This is a genomic window from Cupriavidus sp. CPT47-8839-RL05A (assembly GCF_058792255.1).
In genome coordinates this window covers 125,514-145,777 of the sequence record NZ_JBYTEG010000007.1, presented here as the reverse complement: position 1 = coordinate 145,777, position 20,264 = coordinate 125,514, and the positions used below count along the sequence as shown (strand labels likewise).

The window sequence follows — 20,264 nt, the reverse complement described above, 5'->3', positions numbered from 1 at the left end:
ACAGGCAGGGAAACCCTAGATTATGAAATCTGATTGCGTGAATCTCTGATGTGAGGAAATCAAAGTGCAATCGATCGAGCTGGACCGTACCGATCGCCGCTTGCTGGGGGTGTTGCAGGAGCAGGGGCGGGCCTCCAACCTGGAACTGGCAGAGGCCATCGCGCTATCGCCGGCGCAGACTTTGCGGCGCCACCGCCGCCTGGAAGAGGCCGGGCTGGTCAAACGCTATGAGGCGCGGCTGGACGCGGCGGCGCTGGGCTTTGGCGTGGTGGCCTTTATCCATGTGACGATGGAGCGCGGGCATATCCGCGACCTGTCCAACTTCAAGCGCCTGGTGGCGGAACTGGCGCAGATCCAGGAATGCTTCTCGGTGACCGGGGATATCGACTACGTGCTCAAGGTGGTCGCCAAGGACCTGAAATCGCTGTCTGACTTCCTGCTCGATACGCTGATGCGTATCCCGGGTGTCAGCGGCGTGAAGTCCAGCGTGTGCCTGGACGAGATCAAGTGCACCAGCGCGGTGCCGCTGGAGGCCTGAGCGGGCTTAGTCTTCCGGCTGGTCGAGGCGGTCGCACTGCACGTTCATTGCCCGGCACACCGCACACCATGACGGCCGCGAGCCGGGCTTGACGCCGCAGTGGGCGGCCTCGTCATGCGTGCCGGCCTTGCTGTCGGGCGCGCTGACCCGCACTGGCACGGCTATCTCGCGCACCCGGTGGCCACTGGCGCAGGCTTTTGCCACCGCCGCATCCAGCGCCTGCAGGCCAACCGGCTTGACGATCACGGCATTCATGCCCGCCGCCAGCGCCGCGGCATGGTCCACCGCGACGGCGCTTGCCGTGCAGCCGATCACCGGCACGCTGCCGTGCGCATCCTGGCGTGCGCGTACCGCCCGTGCGAATGCCATGCCGTCCATGACCGGCATGGCGCAGTCGCACAAGATCACGTCGAAGCTGGCCCGGTCCAGCATGGCCAGCCCTTCGCGGCCGTCACAGGCGGTGCTCACGCGGTGGCCCAGGTGTTCCAGCTGGCGCTGCAGCAGCAGCCGGTTGGGCGCGTGGTCGTCGATCACCAGGACGCTGACCCGGCGCCGTGCGCAGCCCGCCACGGGCGGCGGCACCGGCTCGGGCAGTTCCGTGGCGACGGCAAGCGTCAGCGGCAGCGTCACCATGACGCGCGTGCCCTGGCCCGGCTGGCTGGACAGCGAGATCTGGCCTCCCATCGCGCTGGCCAGGCGCTGGCAGATTGCCAGCCCCAGCCCGGTGCCGCCGGCATGGGGGCGGGTGCGGTCATGCAGCTGTTCGAAGGGTTCAAACATCCGCGCCTGGGCGCCGGCGGGAATGCCGATGCCGGTGTCGGAGACGGTCAGCATGACCTGCTGCACGCCGTCGAGAGGCGCCAGCGCGTCAAGCCTGACATGGATCGTGCCGCTGTCGGTGAAGCGCACCGCGTTGGACACCAGGTTGGCCAGGATCTGACGGAAACGCAGCGCATCGACCTGGTGCAGCGGCGCGACGGCGGCGCCGATGCCGCTGGTCAGCGGCAAGCCCTTCTGCGCGGCCACCGGCCCGAAGATCAGCAGCGTGTCCCTGACCAGGCCGGGCAGCGAAGCGGGTGCCGGGTGGATGCTGAACTTGCCGGCCTCCATCTTGGACAGGTCCAGGATGTCGTCGATCAGCGCCAGCAGGCCCAGTGCCGACTTGTGCGCGGTGACCAGCTGCAGGCGTTCCTGTTCGGCCAGCTGGCAGCGCGCCAGGGTCAGCTCCAGCATGCCGGTGATGGCGTTCATCGGGGTGCGGATCTCATGGCTGACCGAGGCCAGGAAGGTGGACTTGGCGCGGTTGGCGGCCTCGGCTTCTGTCTTGGCCTGCGCCAGCTCGGCCAGCATGTCGTGGCGTTCGGTCAGGTCGACGCAGCCGCCGGCCAGGCCCTTGACGGTGCCATCGGCGCCGCGCAGCGGTGTCAGCCAGTTCAGCACGTGGTGGGTGCGCCCGCCCAGGCGCAGGCAGCGGTCCTTGTGCAGTGGGGTGCCGTCTTCGATCACCTTGCGGTAGTCGCGAGCCAGCTCGGCCATGTCGATGGCGATGGGACGCACCTGGATCGACGTGTCCAGCGGCTGCCCGCGCAAGGTGTCGCGCGTGGCGCCGACCAGTTCTTCATAGCTGCGGTTGCAGGTGATGAGCCGCAACGAGGCATCGCGCAGGTAGACAGGCTGGGGAATGCCATCGAGCAGCGCCGACTGGATCGCGATATTGTCCTTCAGCGCAATCTCGGCGGCCCGGCGCCGGCGCACCTCGCGGTACAGCATGAAGATCCATGCCAGCAGGCATGGCGTCAGCAGGCAGAGCAGCCCGGTCGTCCACCCCAGCACCCGCCAGTGCGCCTGTGGCCTTGCTTGCGGTGGCGGTGCTGGCCGCAGGGCAGGTGCCTCGGGCAAGGCGACTGGCATGCCGGCCAGGGAAGGCGCCGCGGCGGGCGCTGGCTCGGGTTCTGCCGTCCGCTGGGTACCGGCGCAGACCAATACGCTGACGAGCAGCAAGGCGGCACTTGCCAGCCGCCAGGCGCGCGTGAAGCGGTGCGGGCAAGCGGTGGCCGATGGCGATTCGCTATGGATGGGCGGACGAATGGACAAGCGGGGCGGCAAATTTCAGTGAAACGTGGCAGCGACCGCTGCGCGGTTGGCGCAGCGGTCGCTGGATAGTTTTCACTCTATGGGCTCAGCCTCGATATCTCATTAGGACGAATCTGAGATTGGGGGTGAAATTTCCGGATCACGCGCTGTTGACGCCTGTCACGTCACATATCGAAGACAATGCCGAGCAGCTTCTCGCGGGCCGGCACGCCGGCATCAGCCAGGCACGCACGCGGCAGCATCGTGAAACCTCATCGCTGCGGGCGGGTCGAAAACCTTCGGATACCCCCCTGCCATTGTCCGGCGACGTCGTTCTTCACGCCGTGGCGGCAGCGTTATGATTGGGCATGCGCAACTGCCATGGTCCGCATTGCGCCAGGCTTGCAAAACCCCTCGGCCGGGTTTTCGGAAGATGCAGGCCCCCGCTCGGAAATTTCCGGTGCCCTCCAGCACAAATGCTGAGCAAAATGATGTGCCCGGGCGCCCGGACATCAAGGTGCCTGCTATGGAGTTCAAGTTTTGACCACAATCCTGATCGTCGATGACCACCCGCCCATGCGGGTGGTGCTAAAGACGCACTTTTCCCAGGTGCTGGGCATCACCCATGTGCTTGAGGCCGACAATGGCCAGGCCGCCATCGAGATCGTGCGGCAGTACACCCCCGACGTGGTGATCCTGGACCTGGACATCCCGAAGATCAACGGGCTGGACGTGATCCCCCGCCTCAGGGCCTGCCATCCCGCCGTGCGCATCCTGGTCATTTCCGGCCAGGACCAGAACACGTTTGCCCCACGCGCGCGCCAGGCCGGTGCGCATGGTTTTGTCAGCAAGACCCAGGAACTTGCCGAGATCGTGCGCTGCACCGAGTCCGTGCTGGCCGGCTATACGGTGATGCCGGAAACCGACCGCGGCAACAACGCCGGCCACGCCGACGAAGCCGCGCGCCTGGCCAGTCTTTCCGACAAGGAACTGGTGGTCATGCAGATGCTTGCCAAGGGCATGTCGAACAAGGAAATCGGCGAAACCCTGTTTATCTCCAACAAGACAGTCAGCACGCACAAGACCCGGGCCATGGAAAAACTCGGCGCAAAATCGATTGTCGATGTCATCGACTTTGCGCGGCGCCACCATATTGCGATCGGCTAGCATGCTGCCCGTGATTCGACTCGCATTGAGAAGCCGCGCATGACCGGCGCGTTGCTGCTTGCCACGCCCGGCGACACGCGCTGGGTCGCCGGGGTTGCCCCGATCCTGCGCGATCTCGGCTTTGATGTGCACACCGACACGCCCGCGCCGGACGCCGCCGCAGACATCGGCCTGGTGCTTGCCGGTGCCGCCACCGAGATCCCCGACAGCCTGTTGCGCGCCTGGCGTGCCACCGGCCCGGTCTGCGCCGTGGTGCTGCCGGCCGACGCGGTGCAGGTGCCCGGCGCGGACGAAGGTGTGATCGCCAGCCTGCGCGAACCGGTGACCGAAGCGGCCATCGTCGCCATGCTGGCCCGCCAGCGCTACCTGGCGCTGTCCCCTCGCGAGGCCGCGGGCATCGGGCCAGCCATCGCGGCGCAGACCTTCGGCAACCGCGCCTTTGCCGCTGAGCTGGTGCACGCCCTGGTCACCTCGGCGCAGGCCGACCTGGCGCAGTTGCGCGCCGCGGACGGTGCGCTGGACACGGTGCGCAGCGTCGCCCACCGGCTCAAGGCATCTGCCCACTACGTCGGCTGCCATGCCTTGCGTGCTTTTGCCCAGCGCCTGGAGCATGCCGCCAGCGACGGCGATGCGGCCCACGCCGCTGCGCTGGCCGCGATCGTGGCGCCGACGGTGGCGCGGCTGCTCGCCCTGCTGGCGGCGCTGCCATCGGAAAAATAAGACCGCGGCGGTCGCCGGCAGCCCCGGTGCGGGAATACACCGGATTGGCCCGGTGCGGTCGGTTGATTATGCTCGAATATATCAGGGCATCGATTTTCAATATTCTGGAATTAATGGCGCCGATTAATGCGGTGCGTTTTTATATGACGGCGCGGACGCGGGATTCTGATTTTCGGCTGGACGGTTAGTTTGACGATATTTTCCGGGAGCGGGCATGGGTCAGATCATGGCGTCAATGCCGGAGTCGGCGTTTTATTTCCACCTGGCGGCGGTGACCATGCTGCTGCTGGGGCTGGCGCTGTATCGCGCGGTGTCGCACGTGATGGCGACCCCGGACGGGCGCAAGGCCCGCGCGCAGCGCCTGGCACTGGTCACCGCGGGGCGGCTGCTGGCGCTCGGCGGTATCTGGACCGCCATCGCCTATGGCCACGGCGCCTGGGAGCGCGCCGGCGCGCATAACTGCCGGCACCTGCCGTCGTTGGATGCCGCCGCGCGGTACGCAGCGGAATACTGCTATCTGGGCCGGGAGCGGGTGTTGCTGCGCATCTACGGCGTGGAGCGCGACCGCGTGCTGGCCCAGCGCACCTTCAACAGCAGCGGGCCGGTGCGGCTCAGCTGGGACGGCCAGGCCGTGGTCTTCGATGCCGCGGCGCCTGGCAAGGCAGGGCGCCTGGCGCTGCCGCCCACGCTGGGCGACCGGTTGCTGGCGCGGCTGCCCTGATCCGGCGCTCTACAACTAGTCTGCGTGCATGCGCGCCAGCAAGGCGTCCAGGCCCGCCGGGGCCGGCAGGCGCGCGATCAGCCAGCGCACCGCTTCGGACAAGCCCTGGCCGTCGTAGTCCGGCGCGAAGCTGTGCAGCGTGGCGCCGTGCAGGAAACAGCGCAGCGCCAGCCATTCCGGCTCTGGCGGCGCGTCCGGCGGCTGGCCGAACAGCATCCGCGGCACGGCTTCCAGCGGCGCGCGCACGGCGGTGGCCAGGCGCGCGTCGCCACGCGTTGCCATCCACACCTCCAGTATGGCGAGCGAGGTATGCCGCTGTGGGCGGGTCGCCAGGATATGCAGCATCAGGTGCAGGCACAGCGAAGGGCTGAGCGGCCCCAGCGCGGCCAGGCGCGCCGCCTCGCGCTCCAGCAGCCAGGTGAGCATGGCTGGCAGCAGGTCATAGCGGCCTTCGGGGAAATGGTGCCGCAGCGAGCCGCGGCTGCTGCCGGCCAGTTCGCACACGCGCGCTTCTGAAAAGGCTGCATAGCCTTGCTCGACGAGCAAGGTCACGGCGGCGTCGATCAGGGACTGGCGGGTGCTGGCGCTGCGTTCGGCTTGGGTGGACATCTGTCGGATTGTAGCAATGGCCAGAGGGCAGCCTGGCGCGCGGGCAGCGTGGGCTTGCCTTGATCCGCGTCGACGAGGGCGGTACCAGGGCGGCCAGTATGCGGCGCGGCACAATCCGTTCGTGTACTCCCAGCCGGCGCTGAGCGGCTTCAGTGGGGCGCCGCCGCCGGGATGTCGGCGCTGCAGCTGGGCGTCGCTTCGTCATGCGAATGCGGCGCCAGCGCGCCTGGTATGCGCTGGCTGTCCAGCCCCTTGCCTTGCAGCCACTGCGCGGTGGTGGCCGCGGCGCGGTCGATCAGCTCGCCGCATTTGGAGTAGTCGTAGGGCGAGATGTCGAGCGGGCACAGCGGCGGCACCACGCTGATCTGCGCGCGGTCGGCGAAGTGCTGCAGGTCGTGCACGAGCTGGCGCGCCACCAGCAGCGAGAGCGCGTTGAACGCATGCTCCAGCGCGCCGCGCGGCGGGCGGCGCTCGGCACAGGTGAAGCCCGCGGGCAGCACGATCACGCGCGTGGCACCGAGTGCGATCGCGGTGGATACCGGGGTGTTGTTGGCCACGCCGCCGTCGATCAGCGTGCGGCCCTCGAACTGCACCGGCGGGAACACGCCGGGGATGGCGGCGCTGGCCAGCACCGCGTCGACAATGCTGCCGCTGGACAGCAAGACCTCGTCGCCGCTGTGCATGTCGGTGGCCACCACGTGCAGCTGCAGTTCCGCTGCCTCCAGCCGCCGCGTGCCGAAGTGCTGCGCCAGCAGTCCGCGCAGCCCGGCCGCCTCCACCAGGTGGCCTCGGTTGCCGCCGAACATGCTCCACACGCTGCGCCAGCTCCACGGCAGGATGTCCGAGCGCCGGATGCCGCGCCACAGCGCGTCAAGCCGGCCGGCGCCGGCCACGCCCGGATTGCAGGCAAAGTAGGCGCCGTTGATGGCCCCGGCCGAGGCGCCGATCACGATATCGGGCATCACGCCCCATGCCGCCAGTTCGCGCAGCATGCCGACCTGGATCGCACCCAGGCTGCCGCCGCCCGCAAATACGAAGGCTGTCTTGTCCATGGCTGCGCCGGTCTCCCTGTCCAGTCTGCGGTCCTGAGGAAAGCATAGGCGACATCCGGGCCATCGGGCAGGTCGGACGGTAAGTCGTTTGTCGCGCTAGGGACTGAGCCTGTGGATCGTCTTCGCGAATTAATAGCGCAATTAACCGCCAGGAATATCCACCAACCACCAATGCTGGCTGGCAGCGGGGTGGCTGGTACCGTCAGCTATGACGCAAGCGGGGCGTCAGTCGAGAAACTCGTCGACGGGGATGCCGAGTTGGCCGGCCATGTGTTCGACCAGGCTTTGCAGCTTCGCTACCTTCTCGGTCAGGGCCTGCTGCTCGGCACGCAGCTGTTCGAGCTCGCCCGGCGAGGCGGTGGCGCCGCCGGTGGTGCGCTCGGCGTCGTCGGCGTCCGCCGCGGCGCTTACTTCGCCGCTCAACAGGTGCATCCAGCGGTTTTCGCGCGCACCCGGCGCGCGCGGCAGCCGGACGACGAAGGGCGGCGCATGGCTGGACAGTTCGTCAAGGAAGGCCTCGACCGACGAGATATCGGCAAAGCCGTGCAGGCGCGCGGTGTTCAGGCGCAGCTCCGCCGCGGTCTGCGGGCCGCGCAGCAGCAGCATCGCCAGCAGTGCGACGGACTGGCTGGGCACGGCCAGCACGCGCTGCATATTGTGCTCGAAGCGCGGCACGCGGCTGCTGCTGCCTTCAAAGACCAGGCTCAGGCCCTTGAGGCCATCGATGGCTTCAAGGATCTCGGCCTCGCTGACGTTCATCACCGGGGCGCGGGCGGTCTTCTGGTTGCAGCCCGAGGCCAGCGCATTGAGCGACAGCGGGTAGGTATCGGGCACGGTGTGCTGTTTTTCGACCAGCACGCCGAGCACGCGGCCTTCAACGGGCGTCAGGGGGCGCAATGCCGGGCGGGCGGGGCGGTCGCCAGCCTGGCTGGCGTCGGAATCATGGTTGGATTGCATCAAGACTGGTTTTTTGCTGAAGGTGACGGCGAATGCCGACACGCCGAGGCGCTCATTCAATCCCAAGCCGGCGCAATCCGCAACTGCGCCGTGCGATTCTCGCATTCTGCGCGCCGCCGTCTACTATCGATAGGCCGCGCGGCGGCAACCGGGAAGATGCGCCGGGGCAGGCGCGGGTCCAGACGGGGAGGGAGCATGGCGATTTCGCAATCGGAGGCAATGGCCCCGGATGAGGACACCGGCCCGGAGGCCGGCGGCGCCCTGGAGGCGCCGTATTCCACGCTGGAGTCACGCTGGCACCAGATGTTCCCGCAGCTCGGCGCCGACGACATGGCGCGCGTGCGCCGCTTTGGCACGCCGCAGAGCTGGCGCGCGGGCGAGAAGCTCTTTGCCATCGGCGATACGGGCCGGGGCATGTACCTGATCGGCAGCGGCCGCGTGCGCCTGATGCGGCGCGACGGCCTGGGCCGCGAGCACCAGATCACCGAGCAGGGCGCCGGCCACTTCCTGGCCGAGGTCGGCACGCTCAGCGGCCGCCCGGCGCTGGTCGACGGCGTGGCCGTGACCGATACCCAGGGCTATGTGATCACGCCAGAGCGGTTGCGCGCCCTGCTGGTGGCCGAGGCCGAACTGGGCGAGCGCATCATGCGCGCGCTGATCCTGCGCCGCGTGGGGCTGATCGAATTCGGCAGCGGGCCGGTGCTGGTCGGCCATGGCACCGAACCGCAGCTGGTGGCACTGCAGGCCTTCCTGCGGCGCAACGGCTACCCGCATACGGTCATCGACATCGACGCGGAACGCGACTGCTCATTGCTGCTCGACTACGCCAACGCGCCCGCCAGCGACTTCCCGCTGGTGATCTGCGCCGACGGCCGCGTGCTGCGCGCGCCGGACGAAGGGCAGCTGGCTTCGTGCCTGGGGCTGTTGCCGGAGTTCGATCCGGCCCATGTCTATGACGTGGTGGTGGTCGGTGCCGGGCCGGCAGGGCTGGCCACGGCCGTGTATGCCGCTTCCGAAGGCTTGTCGGTGGCGGTGATCGATTGCCGCTCGCCGGGCGGGCAGGCGGGCGCGAGTGCGCGCATCGAGAACTATCTTGGCTTTCCCACCGGCATCTCCGGGCAGGCGCTGGCCGGGCGCGCGTTCGTGCAGGCGCTGAAGTTCGGCGCGCATATCGCCATCCCGCTGGAGGTCAAGGCATTGCATTGCGGCGCGGACCCGATCCGGCTGGAGCTGGCCGATGGCCGCATGATCCCGACCCACACCGTGGTGATTGCCACCGGCGCGCAGTACCGGCGCCCGGACATCGCCGCGCTGGAGCACTTTGAAGGGCGTGGCGTGTACTACTGGGCTTCGCCGGTGGAGGCCAAGCTGTGCAAGAACGAGCCGGCAATGCTGGTGGGCGGCGGCAATTCGGCCGGGCAGGCAGCGGTCTACCTGGCCTCGCACGCGGCGCACGTGCATATGCTGGTGCGCGGGCCGGGGCTGGCCGCCACCATGTCGCGCTACCTGATCGACCGCATCGGTTCGCTGCCCAATATCACGCTGCACACGCACGCGCAGATCAGCGCGCTGGCGGGGGAAGGATGGCTCAGCTCGGTGCGCTACGAATGCCGCGCGGAAAGCCCGGCCCCGGTCACGATGGACGTGCGGCACCTGTTCCTGTTCATCGGCGCCGATCCCAATGCGTCGTGGCTGCGCACCTGCAACGTCGAGGTCGATGACAAGGGCTTCGTGCGCACCGGCGGCGGCGAGCTGGGCTGCGCGTCGGCGGTGCCGTATCCGCTGCAGACCAGCGTGCCGGGCGTGTTCGCCATCGGCGACGTGCGGGCGGGCTCGACCAAGCGGGTCGCCGCGGCGGTGGGTGAGGGCGCGGCCGTGGTGGCGCAGATCCACGACTACCTGGCTCGGGTGCAGGCAGCCGTGGCGCGCTGAGCGCGGGACACTCAGGCCTGCGCCTCGCGCTCCAGCAGTTCGCGCTTGCGCGCCACGCCCCAGCGGTAGCCCGACAGGTTGCCGTCGCTGCGCACCACGCGATGGCAGGGAATGGCCACCGCCAGGTGGTTGGCGGCGCACGCCTGCGCCACCGCGCGCACCGCACGCGGCGCGCCGATGCGCGCGGCAATCTCGGCATAGCTGGCGGTGCTGCCCGCGGGGATCTCCTGCAGGGCCTGCCATACACGCTGCTGGAACGCGGTGCCGCGCACGTCCAGCGGCAGCGCCAGGCCGATCGAAGGTGCCTCGATAAAGCCCACCACTTGCGCCACCAGTTGCTCGAATTGCGCATCGCCGCCGATCAGGTTGGCGCGCGGGAACTGGTCCTGCAGGTCCTGCAGCAGCGTCTGCGGATCCTCGCCCAGCAGGATCGCGCAGACGCCGCGCTCGCTCTGGGCCACCAGGATCGCGCCCAGCGAGCACTGGCCGATGGCAAAGCGGATATCGGTGTCGGCCCCGCCCGCGCGGTAGCGCGACGGGGTCATGCCCAGCACTGCGTCCGAGGTCTCGTAGAAGCGGCTGTTGGAGCCGAAGCCGGCGTCGTAGATCGCCTCCGTCACTGAGTCGCTGGTGCCGAGTTGCCCGCGCAGCTTCCTGGCGCGGTGCGCGGCGGCGTAGGCGCGCGGTGTCAGGCCGGTGGCAGCCTTGAACAGGCGGTGGAAATGATAGGGGCTGACGCCCGCCGCACTGGCCAGTTCGGGCAGCGTGGGCAGGGTGTCGGCGGCCTCGATGCGGCGGCAGGCGTCGGCCACGATGGCCGCGTGCCGGGCCGCCAGCGCAGGCGCGGCGGCACGGCGGCTGGGCCGGTAGCCGGCGGCTTCGGCCGCGGCGGCGTTATCGAAGAACTCGACATTGGCCGGATGCGGCAGGCGCGACGGGCTGCTCGGCAGGCAGTACACGCCGGTGGTCTTGACCGCATAGACAAAGGCACCATCGGCGCCCGGATCGCGCGCCAGCACGCGGGCCCAGCGCGGGTCGCGTTCGATGGTGCTGGCTTCCGGTTGCTGTGTGGGACGGGTCATGGGATACCTCACGTGGCGTCGTGGAAGATGATGCCCAGCGTGTAGCGCTGGCCCGCGTGCAGCCGGCTGACGCCATGCCGCAGGTTCACGCGGTAGCTGCCGCGGCTGCCCTGCACCGGGCGCTGGCTGACGGCAAAGACCACGGCATCGCCCTGGTGCAGCGTCACCACCTCGGCTCGCGACTGCATGCGCGGCCGCTGCTCGGTCATCACGAACTCGCCGCCGGTAAAGTCGCGGCCCGGCTCGGACAGCAGGATGGCGACCTGCAGCGGGAATACGTGCTCGCCATACAGGTCCTGGTGCAGGCAGTTATAGTCGCCGGGGCCGTAGCGCAGCAGCAGGGGCGTCGGGCGCAACTGGCCGGCGTCGTGGCAGCGGGCAAGATAGTCGGCGTGCGCGGCGGGATAACGCACATCGATGCCCATGGCGGCGTTCCAGCGGTTGGCCACCGGCACCAGGTGCGGATACAGCGCCGTGCGCAATGCGGCCACGGTGTCGGGCAGCGGGTAGCGGAAGTACTTGTACTCGCCCTGGCCAAAGCCGTGCCGGCGCATCTCGATGCGAGAGCGGTACAACGCGTCCTGCGCATAGCCGGCGGCAAGCGCGTCGCATTCGGCTGCCGACAGCAGCCCGCGGATCGCGGCGCAGCCATAGTCGTCGAGCTCGCGTGCAATGGCCGCCCAGTCGGTGCCATCGACGCGGGTGGCGATATCGGCTTCGTGCCCATGCCCCCGCGCCGTGCCGCGCGCTGGCGGTATTGGCCGGCGCGGCCCTGCCACGGCCATTTCGGGGCGTTGTATCTGGCTGATGCTCACCGCGGGTCTCCTGTCTCTTGCTTGCATGGTGCCAACTTTAGGCCGCCCGCGTGCGCCTCGCACTCCGGGTCTTGCTTTTGAATTCTGCCCGGTATCTGCCTTGACAAGACAGATCTGTCTACCAATAATGAGACAGGTCTGTATCATATCGAGCAGGCTGTTCTTCCTACCTGATTCACCCTGTTTCCGCCAAGGAGCCTCCGCATGTCCGCACAAGCCGAAATCCGTCCGCCGTTGCCCCCATTCACCCTTGAATCCGCCATCGCCAAGGTCCGTGCCGCCGAGGATGGCTGGAACAGCCGCGACCCCGAGCGCGTGGCGCTGGCCTATACCGTCGACAGCGCCTGGCGCAACCGAGCGGAATTCGTCAATGGCCGCGCCGACATCGTCGCCTTCCTGCAGCGCAAGTGGCAGAAGGAGTTGGATTACCGGCTGATCAAGGAGCTATGGGCGCACGACGGCAACCGCATCGCCGTGCGCTTTGCCTATGAATGGCACGACGATTCCGGCAACTGGTACCGGTCATACGGCAATGAGAACTGGGAGTTCGATGAGGCGGGGCTGATGCGCAGGCGCTTTGCCTGCATCAACGATGCGCCGATCAAGGCGGCGGACCGCAAGTTCCACTGGACCCTGGGCCGGCGGCCGGATGAGCATGCGGGGTTGAGTGAACTGGGGTTGTGACGGTTGTTCGGGTATCAGTTTGAACGCTGACGCTCGAACTGCTTGAGGCTGCTCCCCTCTCCCGCGCGCGGGAGAGGGGAGCACACAAGCGATGAGGGAACGCCTTACTGCATCTTGTCCAGGTTCCCGATCCGCACCAGCATCTCGGTGAACATCTGCATATCCAGGTTCAGGTCGGCCACTTCCTTGTACTCGCGCGCGTTGTGCGCGGTGTATTTCTTGCCCGGCATGGCCGGCCCGAAGTTGATGGCATTGGGCATCAGCTTGGCGGTGGTGCTGCCGGCGGTGGAAACCGGCTTGGCTTCCAGCCCGGTGGTATCGCCAAAGACATTCAGCAGCGTGGACAGCCACGCGCCCTTGGGATCGCGCGCCATCCAGTTGCCCTGGTCGTACTTGATCTCGACCGGGCCATGGGTGGCGGCCCAGCCGAAGATGCGCTTGGTGATCTTGCCGCCCAGCTCGTCCGGCGTGCGGCCGCGTGGCATGCGCACGTTGGTGACCACATCGACATATTCGCCGCGCTCGCGCACCAGCGTGGGCGACATGGTCAGCGGGCCCATGAACGGGTCGCGGTAGGCCACCTCCATCCTGGTGCCAAGGTAATCCAGCCCGTACAGGTCGTTCAGGTAGCGGACCGCGTTCAGGTAGTGGTTCTCGGCAAATTGCACGCCGCTGGCCTGCAGGAACAGCGCCAGCCGCGGCAGCGGGTTGACCCCTTCCTCAGGGCGCGATCCGTGCGCCGAGGCGCCGGTGACTTTCACTTCCACGTCGTTGCCGGCGCGCTTCACGTCGATGGAGAACTTGCCGCGCGGGGTGTGGCGGCGCAGGAATTCAGCGCGTGCCTGTTCCAGCGTGGCAGCCACGGCGGCAGCATCGCCACCGGCAATGCGCGCGGTGGCGGTCTCGGGGATGGCATTGGCCGAGGCCGCGCCGCGCATGGCAACGATGGCTGGTCCCTTCTGGTCGGACTTGCCTTGCGCGCTCTTGTCGTCCGCCGATTTGATGCCGAAGGAAACGGTCAGCGTGCCCGCGCCTTTTTCCGCCACCACCGCGGGGTATTTGCTGTCGAGCACGACGTTGTACTCGGGCAGGGTGGTGTGCTGGCGGTAGTATTTCATGCCGTCGCCGCCGGTTTCCTCGGTGGTCTCGATCATCAGGCGGATGGTGCGCTCGAGCGGCACGCCGCTTTCCTTGACGGTCTTCATGGCATACATGACCGCGGCGATCGAGCCCTTGTCGTCGATGGTGCCGCGCCCGTACAGCGTGTCGCCCACGCGCGTCATGCGGAACGGATCCAGCTTGGTGCCGTCCTCCAGCACCCATTCCTCGGCCACCGCGGGCACCACGTCGGCGTGGGTCAGGATGCCGAAGGTATCCTTGCCGCCGCCGGGCAGCGTGACCTCGAAGACCCGGTTGTCGACATTGCGGTAGGCCAGCCCGAAGTCGCGCGCCATGGCCTCGATCATCTTGCCGAACTCGATGATGGCGGGGCTCTCGTGCTGCGGGATTTTCTCGTCGCGCACGGTACGCAGCGCCACCATCCTGCCGATGGCGTCGATCACCGCGGCCTCGTTGCGGACGCGGTTGTAGACGCCCAGCAGGCGGCCGATATTGACCAGGTTGTCGCCGGCCAGCGGCGACCGGGCCTGCCACGCCGCCACGGCCGGCGCGACGGAAGGCTCGGCCCTGGCCGCGGCGGCCATGAATGCCTGCAGGTCGGCCTGGGCCGCTGTTCGGGTGCCGGAGACCAGCGCATCCAGCGCCGGCTTCTTCAGGGTTTGCGCCTGCGCGGGGTGCGCCAGCATCAGCGACAGCGCGAGCATCGGGGCCCATCGGCAGAGAGACGGCAGGCGGCAATATCGGGTCATTGCGGACAAAACGGGAGTCTGAGTGGATGCCGCATGATAGGGCACGCGCCGGTACTTGCTGGAAAAAATATGCTTTTGCGTGCGCGCGGATGAGGTGCAATGGCCGGCGCAATAGGGAATGGCTATGCAATATCAATAGCGTGAGACAATCGCCGTGGTTAAAACGATGAATTGTACAAATCACATCCCGGTCGACAGAATGGGGCCTTCGCTGCAACCCGCAGCCGAAACCAACCCGATCCAGACCAAGGAGTGAACTGATGCTGCAATCCCGTGAAGGCCAACGCGTTCCCAATGTCGCTTTCCGCATGCGTGAAGACAACGAGTGGAAGACCGTCACCACCGGCGAGCTGTTCAACGGCAGGACCGTGGTCGTGTTCTCGCTGCCGGGCGCCTTCACGCCGACCTGCTCGTCGACCCACCTGCCGCGCTACAACGAGCTGGCGCCGGTGTTCGCGAAGCACGGCGTGGACGACATCCTGTGCGTGTCCGTCAACGACACCTTCGTGATGAACGAATGGGCCAAGGACCAGGAGTCCGAGAACATCACCATGATCCCCGACGGCAACGGTGAATTCACCGAAGGCATGGGCATGCTGGTGGACAAGGCCGACCTGGGCTTCGGCAAGCGCAGCTGGCGCTATGCGATGCTGGTCAAGGACGGCGTGGTGCAGAAGATGTTCATCGAGCCGCAAGAGCCGGGCGACCCGTTCAAGGTGTCCGACGCCGACACCATGCTGGCCCACATCGCGCCGGACGCGCGCAAGCCGGACCAGGTGGTGGTGTTCTCCAAGGTCGGCTGCTCGTTCTGCGCCAAGGCCAAGCAACTGCTGGACGACAACGGTTTCGACTATATCGACGTGCCGCTGGAGAACAAGGTGCGCGGCAAGGTGCTGGGCGCCGTGTCGGGCGAGATGACCGCACCGCAGGTCTTTATCAACGGCAAGCTCATCGGCGGCGCCGAGGCGCTGCAGCAGTACCTGGGCAAGTAAGCGGATTCCCCCTTCATCCCCCACCCGGGGACCGGCAGTCGCCGGACCCGATGGGGTCGCCTTGCCCGGCGGCATGGCGGCCCCATCCATCCCGCTGATTGACACCAGTTTGACGCCATCAAGACAAAGGAATTGACCGCCATGACCACCATCCAGACCGACGTCGCCGTGATCGGCGCAGGCACCGCCGGCCTTGCCGCCTACCGTGCCGCGATTGCCGCGGGCAAGCGCGCCGTGATCATCGAAGGCGGGCCGTACGGCACCACCTGCGCCCGGGTGGGCTGCATGCCCTCCAAGCTGCTGATCGCTGCCGCCGAAGCCGCGCACGAACTGCGCCACACCGCGCCGTTCGGCGTGCACGTGGATGGCCAGGTCCGCATCGACGGCCGCGAGGTGATGGCCCGCGTGCGCAGCGAGCGCGACCGCTTTGTCGGCTTCGTGGTGCGTGGCGTGGAGAACATCCCCGAAGCCGACCGCATTCGCGGCTATGCCCGCTTTATCGACAACACCACGCTGGAAGTGGATGGGCACACCACCGTGCGTGCCAGCCGCGTGGTCATCGCCACCGGCTCCACGCCGATGCTGCCGACGCCGTTCCAGGTGTTCGGCGACCGCCTGATCGTCAATGACGATGTGTTTGCGTGGGAAGACCTGCCCGCCAGCGTGGTGGTGTTCGGCCCCGGCGTGATCGGGCTGGAACTGGGCCAGGCCTTGTCGCGCCTGGGCGTGCGGGTGCGCGTGTTCGGCGTCAGCGGCTCGCTCGGGCCGCTGACTGATCCCGTGATCCGCGCCTACGCGGCGAAGACTTTCAACGGCGAGTTCTATCTCGATCCGGACGCCAGGGTGACCGACATGGCCCGCGACGGCGACCAGGTGGTGGTGACCTACCTGGACCGCGAAGGCCGCAGCGTGACCGAGCGCTTCGACTATGCGCTGGTTGCCACCGGCCGCGTGCCCAATGTGCGCGGCCTGGGCCTGGAGCATGCCGGCCTGGCGCTGGATGCGCGCGGCGTGCCGCTGTTCGATACGCGCACGCTTCAGTGCGGCAATGCGCCGGTGTTCATTGCCGGCGACGCCAACAACATCCTGCCGCTGCTGCATGAGGCCGCGGACGAGGGCAAGGCCGCGGGCGAGAACGCCGCGAGCTATCCGCAAGTGAAGCCGCTGGCCCGGCGCGCGCCGATCGCGGTGGTGTTCACGGACCCGCAGATCGCGATGGTCGGCCAGCGTTACGCCGACCTGGCCGAAGGGACGTTCGTGACCGGCGAGGTCAGCTTCGAGGACCAGGGCCGCAGCCGCGTGATGCTGAAGAACCGGGGCCTGATGCATGTCTATGCCGACAAGGCCACGGGCCGCTTCCTGGGCGCGGAATGGACCGGCCCGCGTGCCGAGAACATCGCCCACCTGCTGGCGTGGTCGTACCAGCAGGGCCTGACCATCGGGCAGATGCTGGGCATGCCGTTCTACCACCCGGTGGTGGAAGAGGGCCTGCGTACGGCGCTGCGTGATGCGGAGGCGAAGCTCGAGGCCTGAGCGGGCCAGGTTTGCTAGACAGGTCTGTCTGTCATAGTATCAACCTATAGAGGCCGGGCGGCGCAGGGCGCTGTCCGGCCGCTCCCATTACCGATTACGCCGCCACCATGGCCACGCCTTCCGCCCGCGACCGCATCCTCGACACCGCTGCCCGCCTGTTCTACCAGGAGGGCTACCGCGCCACCGGCATCGACAAGATCATTGCCGAATCCGGCGTCGCCAAGATGTCGCTCTACCGCCATTTCGCCTCCAAGAACGAGTTGATTTCGGCGTTCCTGGCGCGCCGCCATGACGAGTGGATGACGTGGTTCCGGCAGGACGTGGAAGCCCGGCTGGCCGCGCGCCCGCACCTGGACGTGATTGCCGACGCGCTGGCGGACTGGTTCGGCCGCGACTTCCGTGGCTGCGCCTTTATCAACGTGGTGGCCGAGGCGGGCGGCGACGCGCGCGCGGCGGAACAGGCCGCGGCGCACAAGGCCGAGCTGGCCGCATTCGTCGCCGACATCGCCATGCGCCTGGGCCTGGACCAGCCGCAAGCGGTGGCCGAGGAAGCGATGCTGTGCATCGAAGGCATGATCGTGCGCTACCAGATGCAGCCGGATGCGGCGGTGATCGAGGCGGGGCGGCGGTTGCTGGGCCGGCTGCAGGCCGGCTGATTGGCGTGGGGGCTGGCCACTGAGGCTGAGAACTGCCCAACGTCTTCTTCGTCTGGCTTAGCGCCGAGGCAGCATCCGGTGCGATTTGGCGTAATCGCGCAGTGCGTCGTTCATCAGCGTTTGCCAGCCGCTACCGGTTGCCTTGTAGGCGTCCAGTACATCGGGATCGATCCGCAAGGTCTGGTTGACCTTGCGCTCGCCAGCCGGCTTGGCCGGCCTGCCACGGCGTTTCACCAGCGCATCGGCATTTTCTTTTCCCACGACCTGCTCAAGTACCTCGCGCGCCGGGCGCAGCCGCTTGATTTGTTCCGTCGGCAATGACACCGCATCGGGGTCTCCGGTAATGCCGCGCGCAATTGCGGCGTCCTCCGCGGGCGTCGGCATGGTGAGGTCAGGTTTCCTGTTCATAGTCTCGCGCCAAAATCGTAGCCGGCTGTATTTATGCTACAGCAATAAAAATGAATTTGGCACCGTCGAAATGCCAAAAGCCACATCACTCTGGAGCGGCTAGCCGGAGGCTCCCATAGAAAATGTCTCGCTTCTGACACATTCAGGCTACAATTCTGTTGTAATTACGAATTATTCGCATTCGCAATCAGAATTTTCCACTTGCCACGCCGCGCCTGCGGGGTAGCTACCTTCCGATCCCTGAGTGATGTATTTCCACCCGACCAAGCAGGCAAAGCCGCGCTTTGCCTGCCCCGCGCTTGTCACCCCGCGCGGCCTTTCGCTGACCACCCTTGTATTGAGCCTGCAGGCCGGCGGCGTGTTTGCCCAATCCGGCGAAGTGCCTGCGCCGGCAACGGCCGGTGCTGCGGCTGAACTGCCGGCCGTGACGGTTCGCGCCAGCAGCGATGACGAAACCGCCTCCGGCCCGGTCCATGGCTTTGTGGCAAAACGCAGCGCCACTGCCACCAAGACCGACACCCCGGTGATGGAGACGCCCCAGTCGATCACCGTCATCACGCGCGACCGGATGGAGGCGCAGGGCGCGCAGAGCGTGCAGCAGGCCATCGGCTACAGCGCCGGCGTCTACGCCGGGCCGTTCGGCAACGACGCCCGCGGCGACTGGGGCCGGTTCCGGGGCACCGAGTTCACGCAGTACCGCGACGGCCTGCTGAACCAGGTCGGCTTCTACAACAACGTGCGGCCCGACGTCTACGCGCTGGAGCGCATCGACGTGCTGCGCGGGCCGTCGTCGATGCTGTTCGGGCAGGGCGCGGTCGGCGGCATCCTGAACCTGGTCAGCAAACGCCCGCAGCCTGAAGCGGCGCGCGAGATCGGGGTGCAGTTCGGCAACTACAACCGCAAGCAGGTGCAGGCCGACCTGACCGGCCCGCTCGATGCGGACGGCAAGTGGCTGTACCGGCTGGTGGCGCTGGCGCGCGACAGCGACACGCAGGTGGACTACGTCAAGGACAACCGCTACCTGGTCGCGCCTTCGCTGACGTGGCGCCCGAGCCAGGACACCTCGCTCACGCTGCTGGCCAACTTCCAGCGCGATGAAAGCGGAACCTCGGTCGGCTTCTTCCCCTGGCGGGGCACGCTGCATGCCAACCCGGCCGGCCAGATCCCCGATCACCTGTTTATCAGCGAGCCTGGCTTCGACCGCTACAACGCCGAGCAGGCGTCGGTGGGCTATGAGTTCCAGCACAAGTTCAACGACACCGTGACGGTGCGGCAGAACCTGCGCTATTCGCACAGCACGGTGGACTACCGCAGCATCTACGCGGCCGGCTTCAACGGCGCCGGCCACGGCTGGGTGCCGGGCAGCGATACGCTGATGCGCCGCACGGTCTACCTGAACCAGCCCACGCTGAACTCGTTCGCGGTCGATACCCAGGCGCAGACCAACTTCCGCACCGGCCCGGTCCAGCACACGCTGCTGACCGGCGTCGACTACCAGCACTCAGAGATCACGGGGCGCGCCGGGGTGGGGGGCACGGCCGCGCCGCTCAATGTGTTCAACCCGGTCTACGGCAATTTCACCCTGCCGGGCACGCGCGACCTGAATCCCGCCACGCAGGCGCAGACCGGCCTGTACGTGCAGGACCAGCTGTCGTGGAACAAGTGGCTGCTGATGCTGGGGCTGCGCTATGACTGGTCGCGCGCCGCGCAGGACAACACGCCCTCGGCCAGCCGCGACGACAGCGAGCTGACCAGGCGTGCCGGCCTGATGTACCGCTCGGACATCGGCCTCAACCCATACGTCAGCTATTCCGAGTCGTTCCAGGGGCTGGCCGGCTTCAACAAGGCCAACCAGGCTTTCAAGCCGCTGCGCGGTTCGCAGTGGGAGGCAGGGATCAAGTACCAGCCGCCGGGCAAGAACGCCACGCTGACCATTGCCGCATTCGATATGCGCGAGAAGAACCGCAAGACCGCCGGCGTGGTCAACGGTATTCCCGATTCGGTCCAGGTGGGCGAGGCACGTACGCGCGGTATCGAGGTGGAGGCACTGGCCTCGTTGTCCAGCCGGCTGGACCTGATCGCAACCTATACCTACCTGGATGCGCGCGTGATCGACGGCACGCCGGCCGAGGTGGGCAAGAAGCTGGCGAGCACGCCGTCGAACATGGCGTCGCTGTGGGCCAACTATCGCTTCAAGCTGTTTGGCGTGCCGGGCTTTGTCGCCGGCGGCGGGATGCGTTATGTCGGCCCCAGCTATGACGGTGCCGACCAGAACCGGGTGGGCGGCGTCACGCTCTACGACGCGATGATCGCCTATGACCACGGCCCGCTGCGCGTCTCGCTGAATGCCAACAACCTGTTCGACAAGCAATTCCTGACCACCTGCCTGGCGCGCGGTGACTGCTACTTCGGCGCGCGCCGCACGGTGGTGGGCAGCGTTACCTACCGCTTCTGAGC

At 67.5% G+C, this 20,264-nt stretch carries 20 protein-coding genes; 12 read left to right on the top strand and 8 right to left on the bottom strand.

The genetic code is table 11. The features are described from left to right. Window positions 1–64 precede the first annotated feature (64 nt). The gene (locus AC3WVS_RS10490; protein ID WP_010812428.1) at window positions 65–538 is read left to right on the top strand and encodes an Lrp/AsnC family transcriptional regulator; all 474 of its coding nucleotides are present in this window, start codon (window positions 65–67) and stop codon (window positions 536–538) included. Window positions 539–544: 6 nt separating this feature from the next. On the opposite strand, the gene AC3WVS_RS10485 is transcribed toward AC3WVS_RS10490, so the two are convergent. Further along, window positions 545–2,371: a PAS domain-containing sensor histidine kinase gene (locus AC3WVS_RS10485; RefSeq protein ID WP_492318576.1), complete on the bottom strand. Its 1,827-nt coding sequence runs from the start codon at window positions 2,369–2,371 to the stop codon at window positions 545–547. 76 nt (window positions 2,372–2,447) lie between these two features. Here AC3WVS_RS10485 and AC3WVS_RS10480 point away from each other — a divergent pair, with 76 nt between their 5' ends. From AC3WVS_RS10480 to AC3WVS_RS10460, 5 genes are all read left to right on the top strand, one after another. Continuing rightward, the gene (locus tag AC3WVS_RS10480; protein ID WP_492318575.1) at window positions 2,448–2,654 is read left to right on the top strand and encodes a hypothetical protein; all 207 of its coding nucleotides are present in this window, start codon (window positions 2,448–2,450) and stop codon (window positions 2,652–2,654) included. Between the two features lie 103 nt (window positions 2,655–2,757). Beyond that, a complete protein-coding gene (locus AC3WVS_RS10475) occupies window positions 2,758–2,973 on the top strand; it encodes a hypothetical protein (RefSeq protein ID WP_492318574.1) in 216 nt (71 codons plus the stop codon). Window positions 2,974–3,151: 178 nt separating this feature from the next. Further along, window positions 3,152–3,778, top strand: a complete 627-nt coding sequence (locus tag AC3WVS_RS10470; RefSeq protein ID WP_492318573.1) for a response regulator — start codon at window positions 3,152–3,154, stop codon at window positions 3,776–3,778. Window positions 3,779–3,817: 39 nt separating this feature from the next. Continuing rightward, on the top strand, window positions 3,818–4,498 hold the full coding sequence (locus AC3WVS_RS10465) for an Hpt domain-containing protein (RefSeq protein WP_492318572.1): 681 nt from the start codon (window positions 3,818–3,820) through the stop codon (window positions 4,496–4,498). 214 nt (window positions 4,499–4,712) lie between these two features. Then, window positions 4,713–5,219, top strand: a complete 507-nt coding sequence (locus AC3WVS_RS10460; protein ID WP_010812432.1) for a hypothetical protein — start codon at window positions 4,713–4,715, stop codon at window positions 5,217–5,219. Window positions 5,220–5,234: 15 nt separating this feature from the next. On the opposite strand, the gene AC3WVS_RS10455 is transcribed toward AC3WVS_RS10460, so the two are convergent. The 3 genes from AC3WVS_RS10455 to AC3WVS_RS10445 form a co-directional block, all read right to left on the bottom strand. Then, the gene (locus AC3WVS_RS10455; RefSeq protein ID WP_492318571.1) at window positions 5,235–5,828 is read right to left on the bottom strand and encodes a TetR/AcrR family transcriptional regulator; all 594 of its coding nucleotides are present in this window, start codon (window positions 5,826–5,828) and stop codon (window positions 5,235–5,237) included. A gap of 149 nt (window positions 5,829–5,977) precedes the next feature. Further along, window positions 5,978–6,880, bottom strand: a complete 903-nt coding sequence (locus AC3WVS_RS10450; RefSeq protein ID WP_492318570.1) for a patatin-like phospholipase family protein — start codon at window positions 6,878–6,880, stop codon at window positions 5,978–5,980. Window positions 6,881–7,105: 225 nt separating this feature from the next. Continuing rightward, complete coding sequence (locus tag AC3WVS_RS10445) at window positions 7,106–7,837, bottom strand: YceH family protein (protein ID WP_492318569.1); 732 nt, start codon at window positions 7,835–7,837, stop codon at window positions 7,106–7,108. A 195-nt stretch (window positions 7,838–8,032) separates the two neighbouring features. On the opposite strand from AC3WVS_RS10445, the gene AC3WVS_RS10440 reads away from it, so the two are divergent. Further along, window positions 8,033–9,769, top strand: coding sequence for an FAD-dependent oxidoreductase (locus AC3WVS_RS10440; RefSeq protein WP_492318568.1), 1,737 nt, complete (start codon window positions 8,033–8,035; stop codon window positions 9,767–9,769). A gap of 11 nt (window positions 9,770–9,780) precedes the next feature. On the opposite strand, the gene ada is transcribed toward AC3WVS_RS10440, so the two are convergent. Then, on the bottom strand, window positions 9,781–10,851 hold the full coding sequence (ada, locus tag AC3WVS_RS10435; RefSeq protein WP_492318567.1) for a bifunctional DNA-binding transcriptional regulator/O6-methylguanine-DNA methyltransferase Ada: 1,071 nt from the start codon (window positions 10,849–10,851) through the stop codon (window positions 9,781–9,783). Window positions 10,852–10,859: 8 nt separating this feature from the next. Further along, entirely contained in the window at window positions 10,860–11,636 is a 777-nt protein-coding gene (locus AC3WVS_RS10430) for a 2OG-Fe(II) oxygenase (protein WP_492318688.1), read from the bottom strand. A gap of 234 nt (window positions 11,637–11,870) precedes the next feature. Here AC3WVS_RS10430 and AC3WVS_RS10425 point away from each other — a divergent pair, with 234 nt between their 5' ends. Next, on the top strand, window positions 11,871–12,350 hold the full coding sequence (locus AC3WVS_RS10425) for a nuclear transport factor 2 family protein (RefSeq protein ID WP_492318566.1): 480 nt from the start codon (window positions 11,871–11,873) through the stop codon (window positions 12,348–12,350). Window positions 12,351–12,454: 104 nt separating this feature from the next. Here AC3WVS_RS10425 and AC3WVS_RS10420 read toward each other — a convergent pair whose 3' ends face one another. Next, complete coding sequence (locus AC3WVS_RS10420) at window positions 12,455–14,173, bottom strand: dipeptidase (RefSeq protein WP_492318565.1); 1,719 nt, start codon at window positions 14,171–14,173, stop codon at window positions 12,455–12,457. Between the two features lie 305 nt (window positions 14,174–14,478). Here AC3WVS_RS10420 and AC3WVS_RS10415 point away from each other — a divergent pair, with 305 nt between their 5' ends. The 3 genes from AC3WVS_RS10415 (at window position 14,479) to AC3WVS_RS10405 (ending at window position 17,399) form a co-directional block, all read left to right on the top strand. Then, complete coding sequence (locus tag AC3WVS_RS10415; RefSeq protein ID WP_492318564.1) at window positions 14,479–15,210, top strand: glutathione peroxidase; 732 nt, start codon at window positions 14,479–14,481, stop codon at window positions 15,208–15,210. A 141-nt stretch (window positions 15,211–15,351) separates the two neighbouring features. After that, window positions 15,352–16,743, top strand: a complete 1,392-nt coding sequence (locus AC3WVS_RS10410; RefSeq protein WP_492318563.1) for a dihydrolipoyl dehydrogenase — start codon at window positions 15,352–15,354, stop codon at window positions 16,741–16,743. 107 nt (window positions 16,744–16,850) lie between these two features. Next, the gene (locus AC3WVS_RS10405; RefSeq protein ID WP_492318562.1) at window positions 16,851–17,399 is read left to right on the top strand and encodes a TetR/AcrR family transcriptional regulator; all 549 of its coding nucleotides are present in this window, start codon (window positions 16,851–16,853) and stop codon (window positions 17,397–17,399) included. A 57-nt stretch (window positions 17,400–17,456) separates the two neighbouring features. Here the strand turns inward: AC3WVS_RS10405 and AC3WVS_RS10400 are convergent, their stop codons facing one another. Beyond that, complete coding sequence (locus AC3WVS_RS10400) at window positions 17,457–17,783, bottom strand: BrnA antitoxin family protein (protein ID WP_492318561.1); 327 nt, start codon at window positions 17,781–17,783, stop codon at window positions 17,457–17,459. 271 nt (window positions 17,784–18,054) lie between these two features. On the opposite strand from AC3WVS_RS10400, the gene AC3WVS_RS10395 reads away from it, so the two are divergent. Then, window positions 18,055–20,262: a TonB-dependent siderophore receptor gene (locus AC3WVS_RS10395; RefSeq protein ID WP_492318560.1), complete on the top strand. Its 2,208-nt coding sequence runs from the start codon at window positions 18,055–18,057 to the stop codon at window positions 20,260–20,262. The last annotated feature ends 2 nt before the right edge of the window (window positions 20,263–20,264 follow it).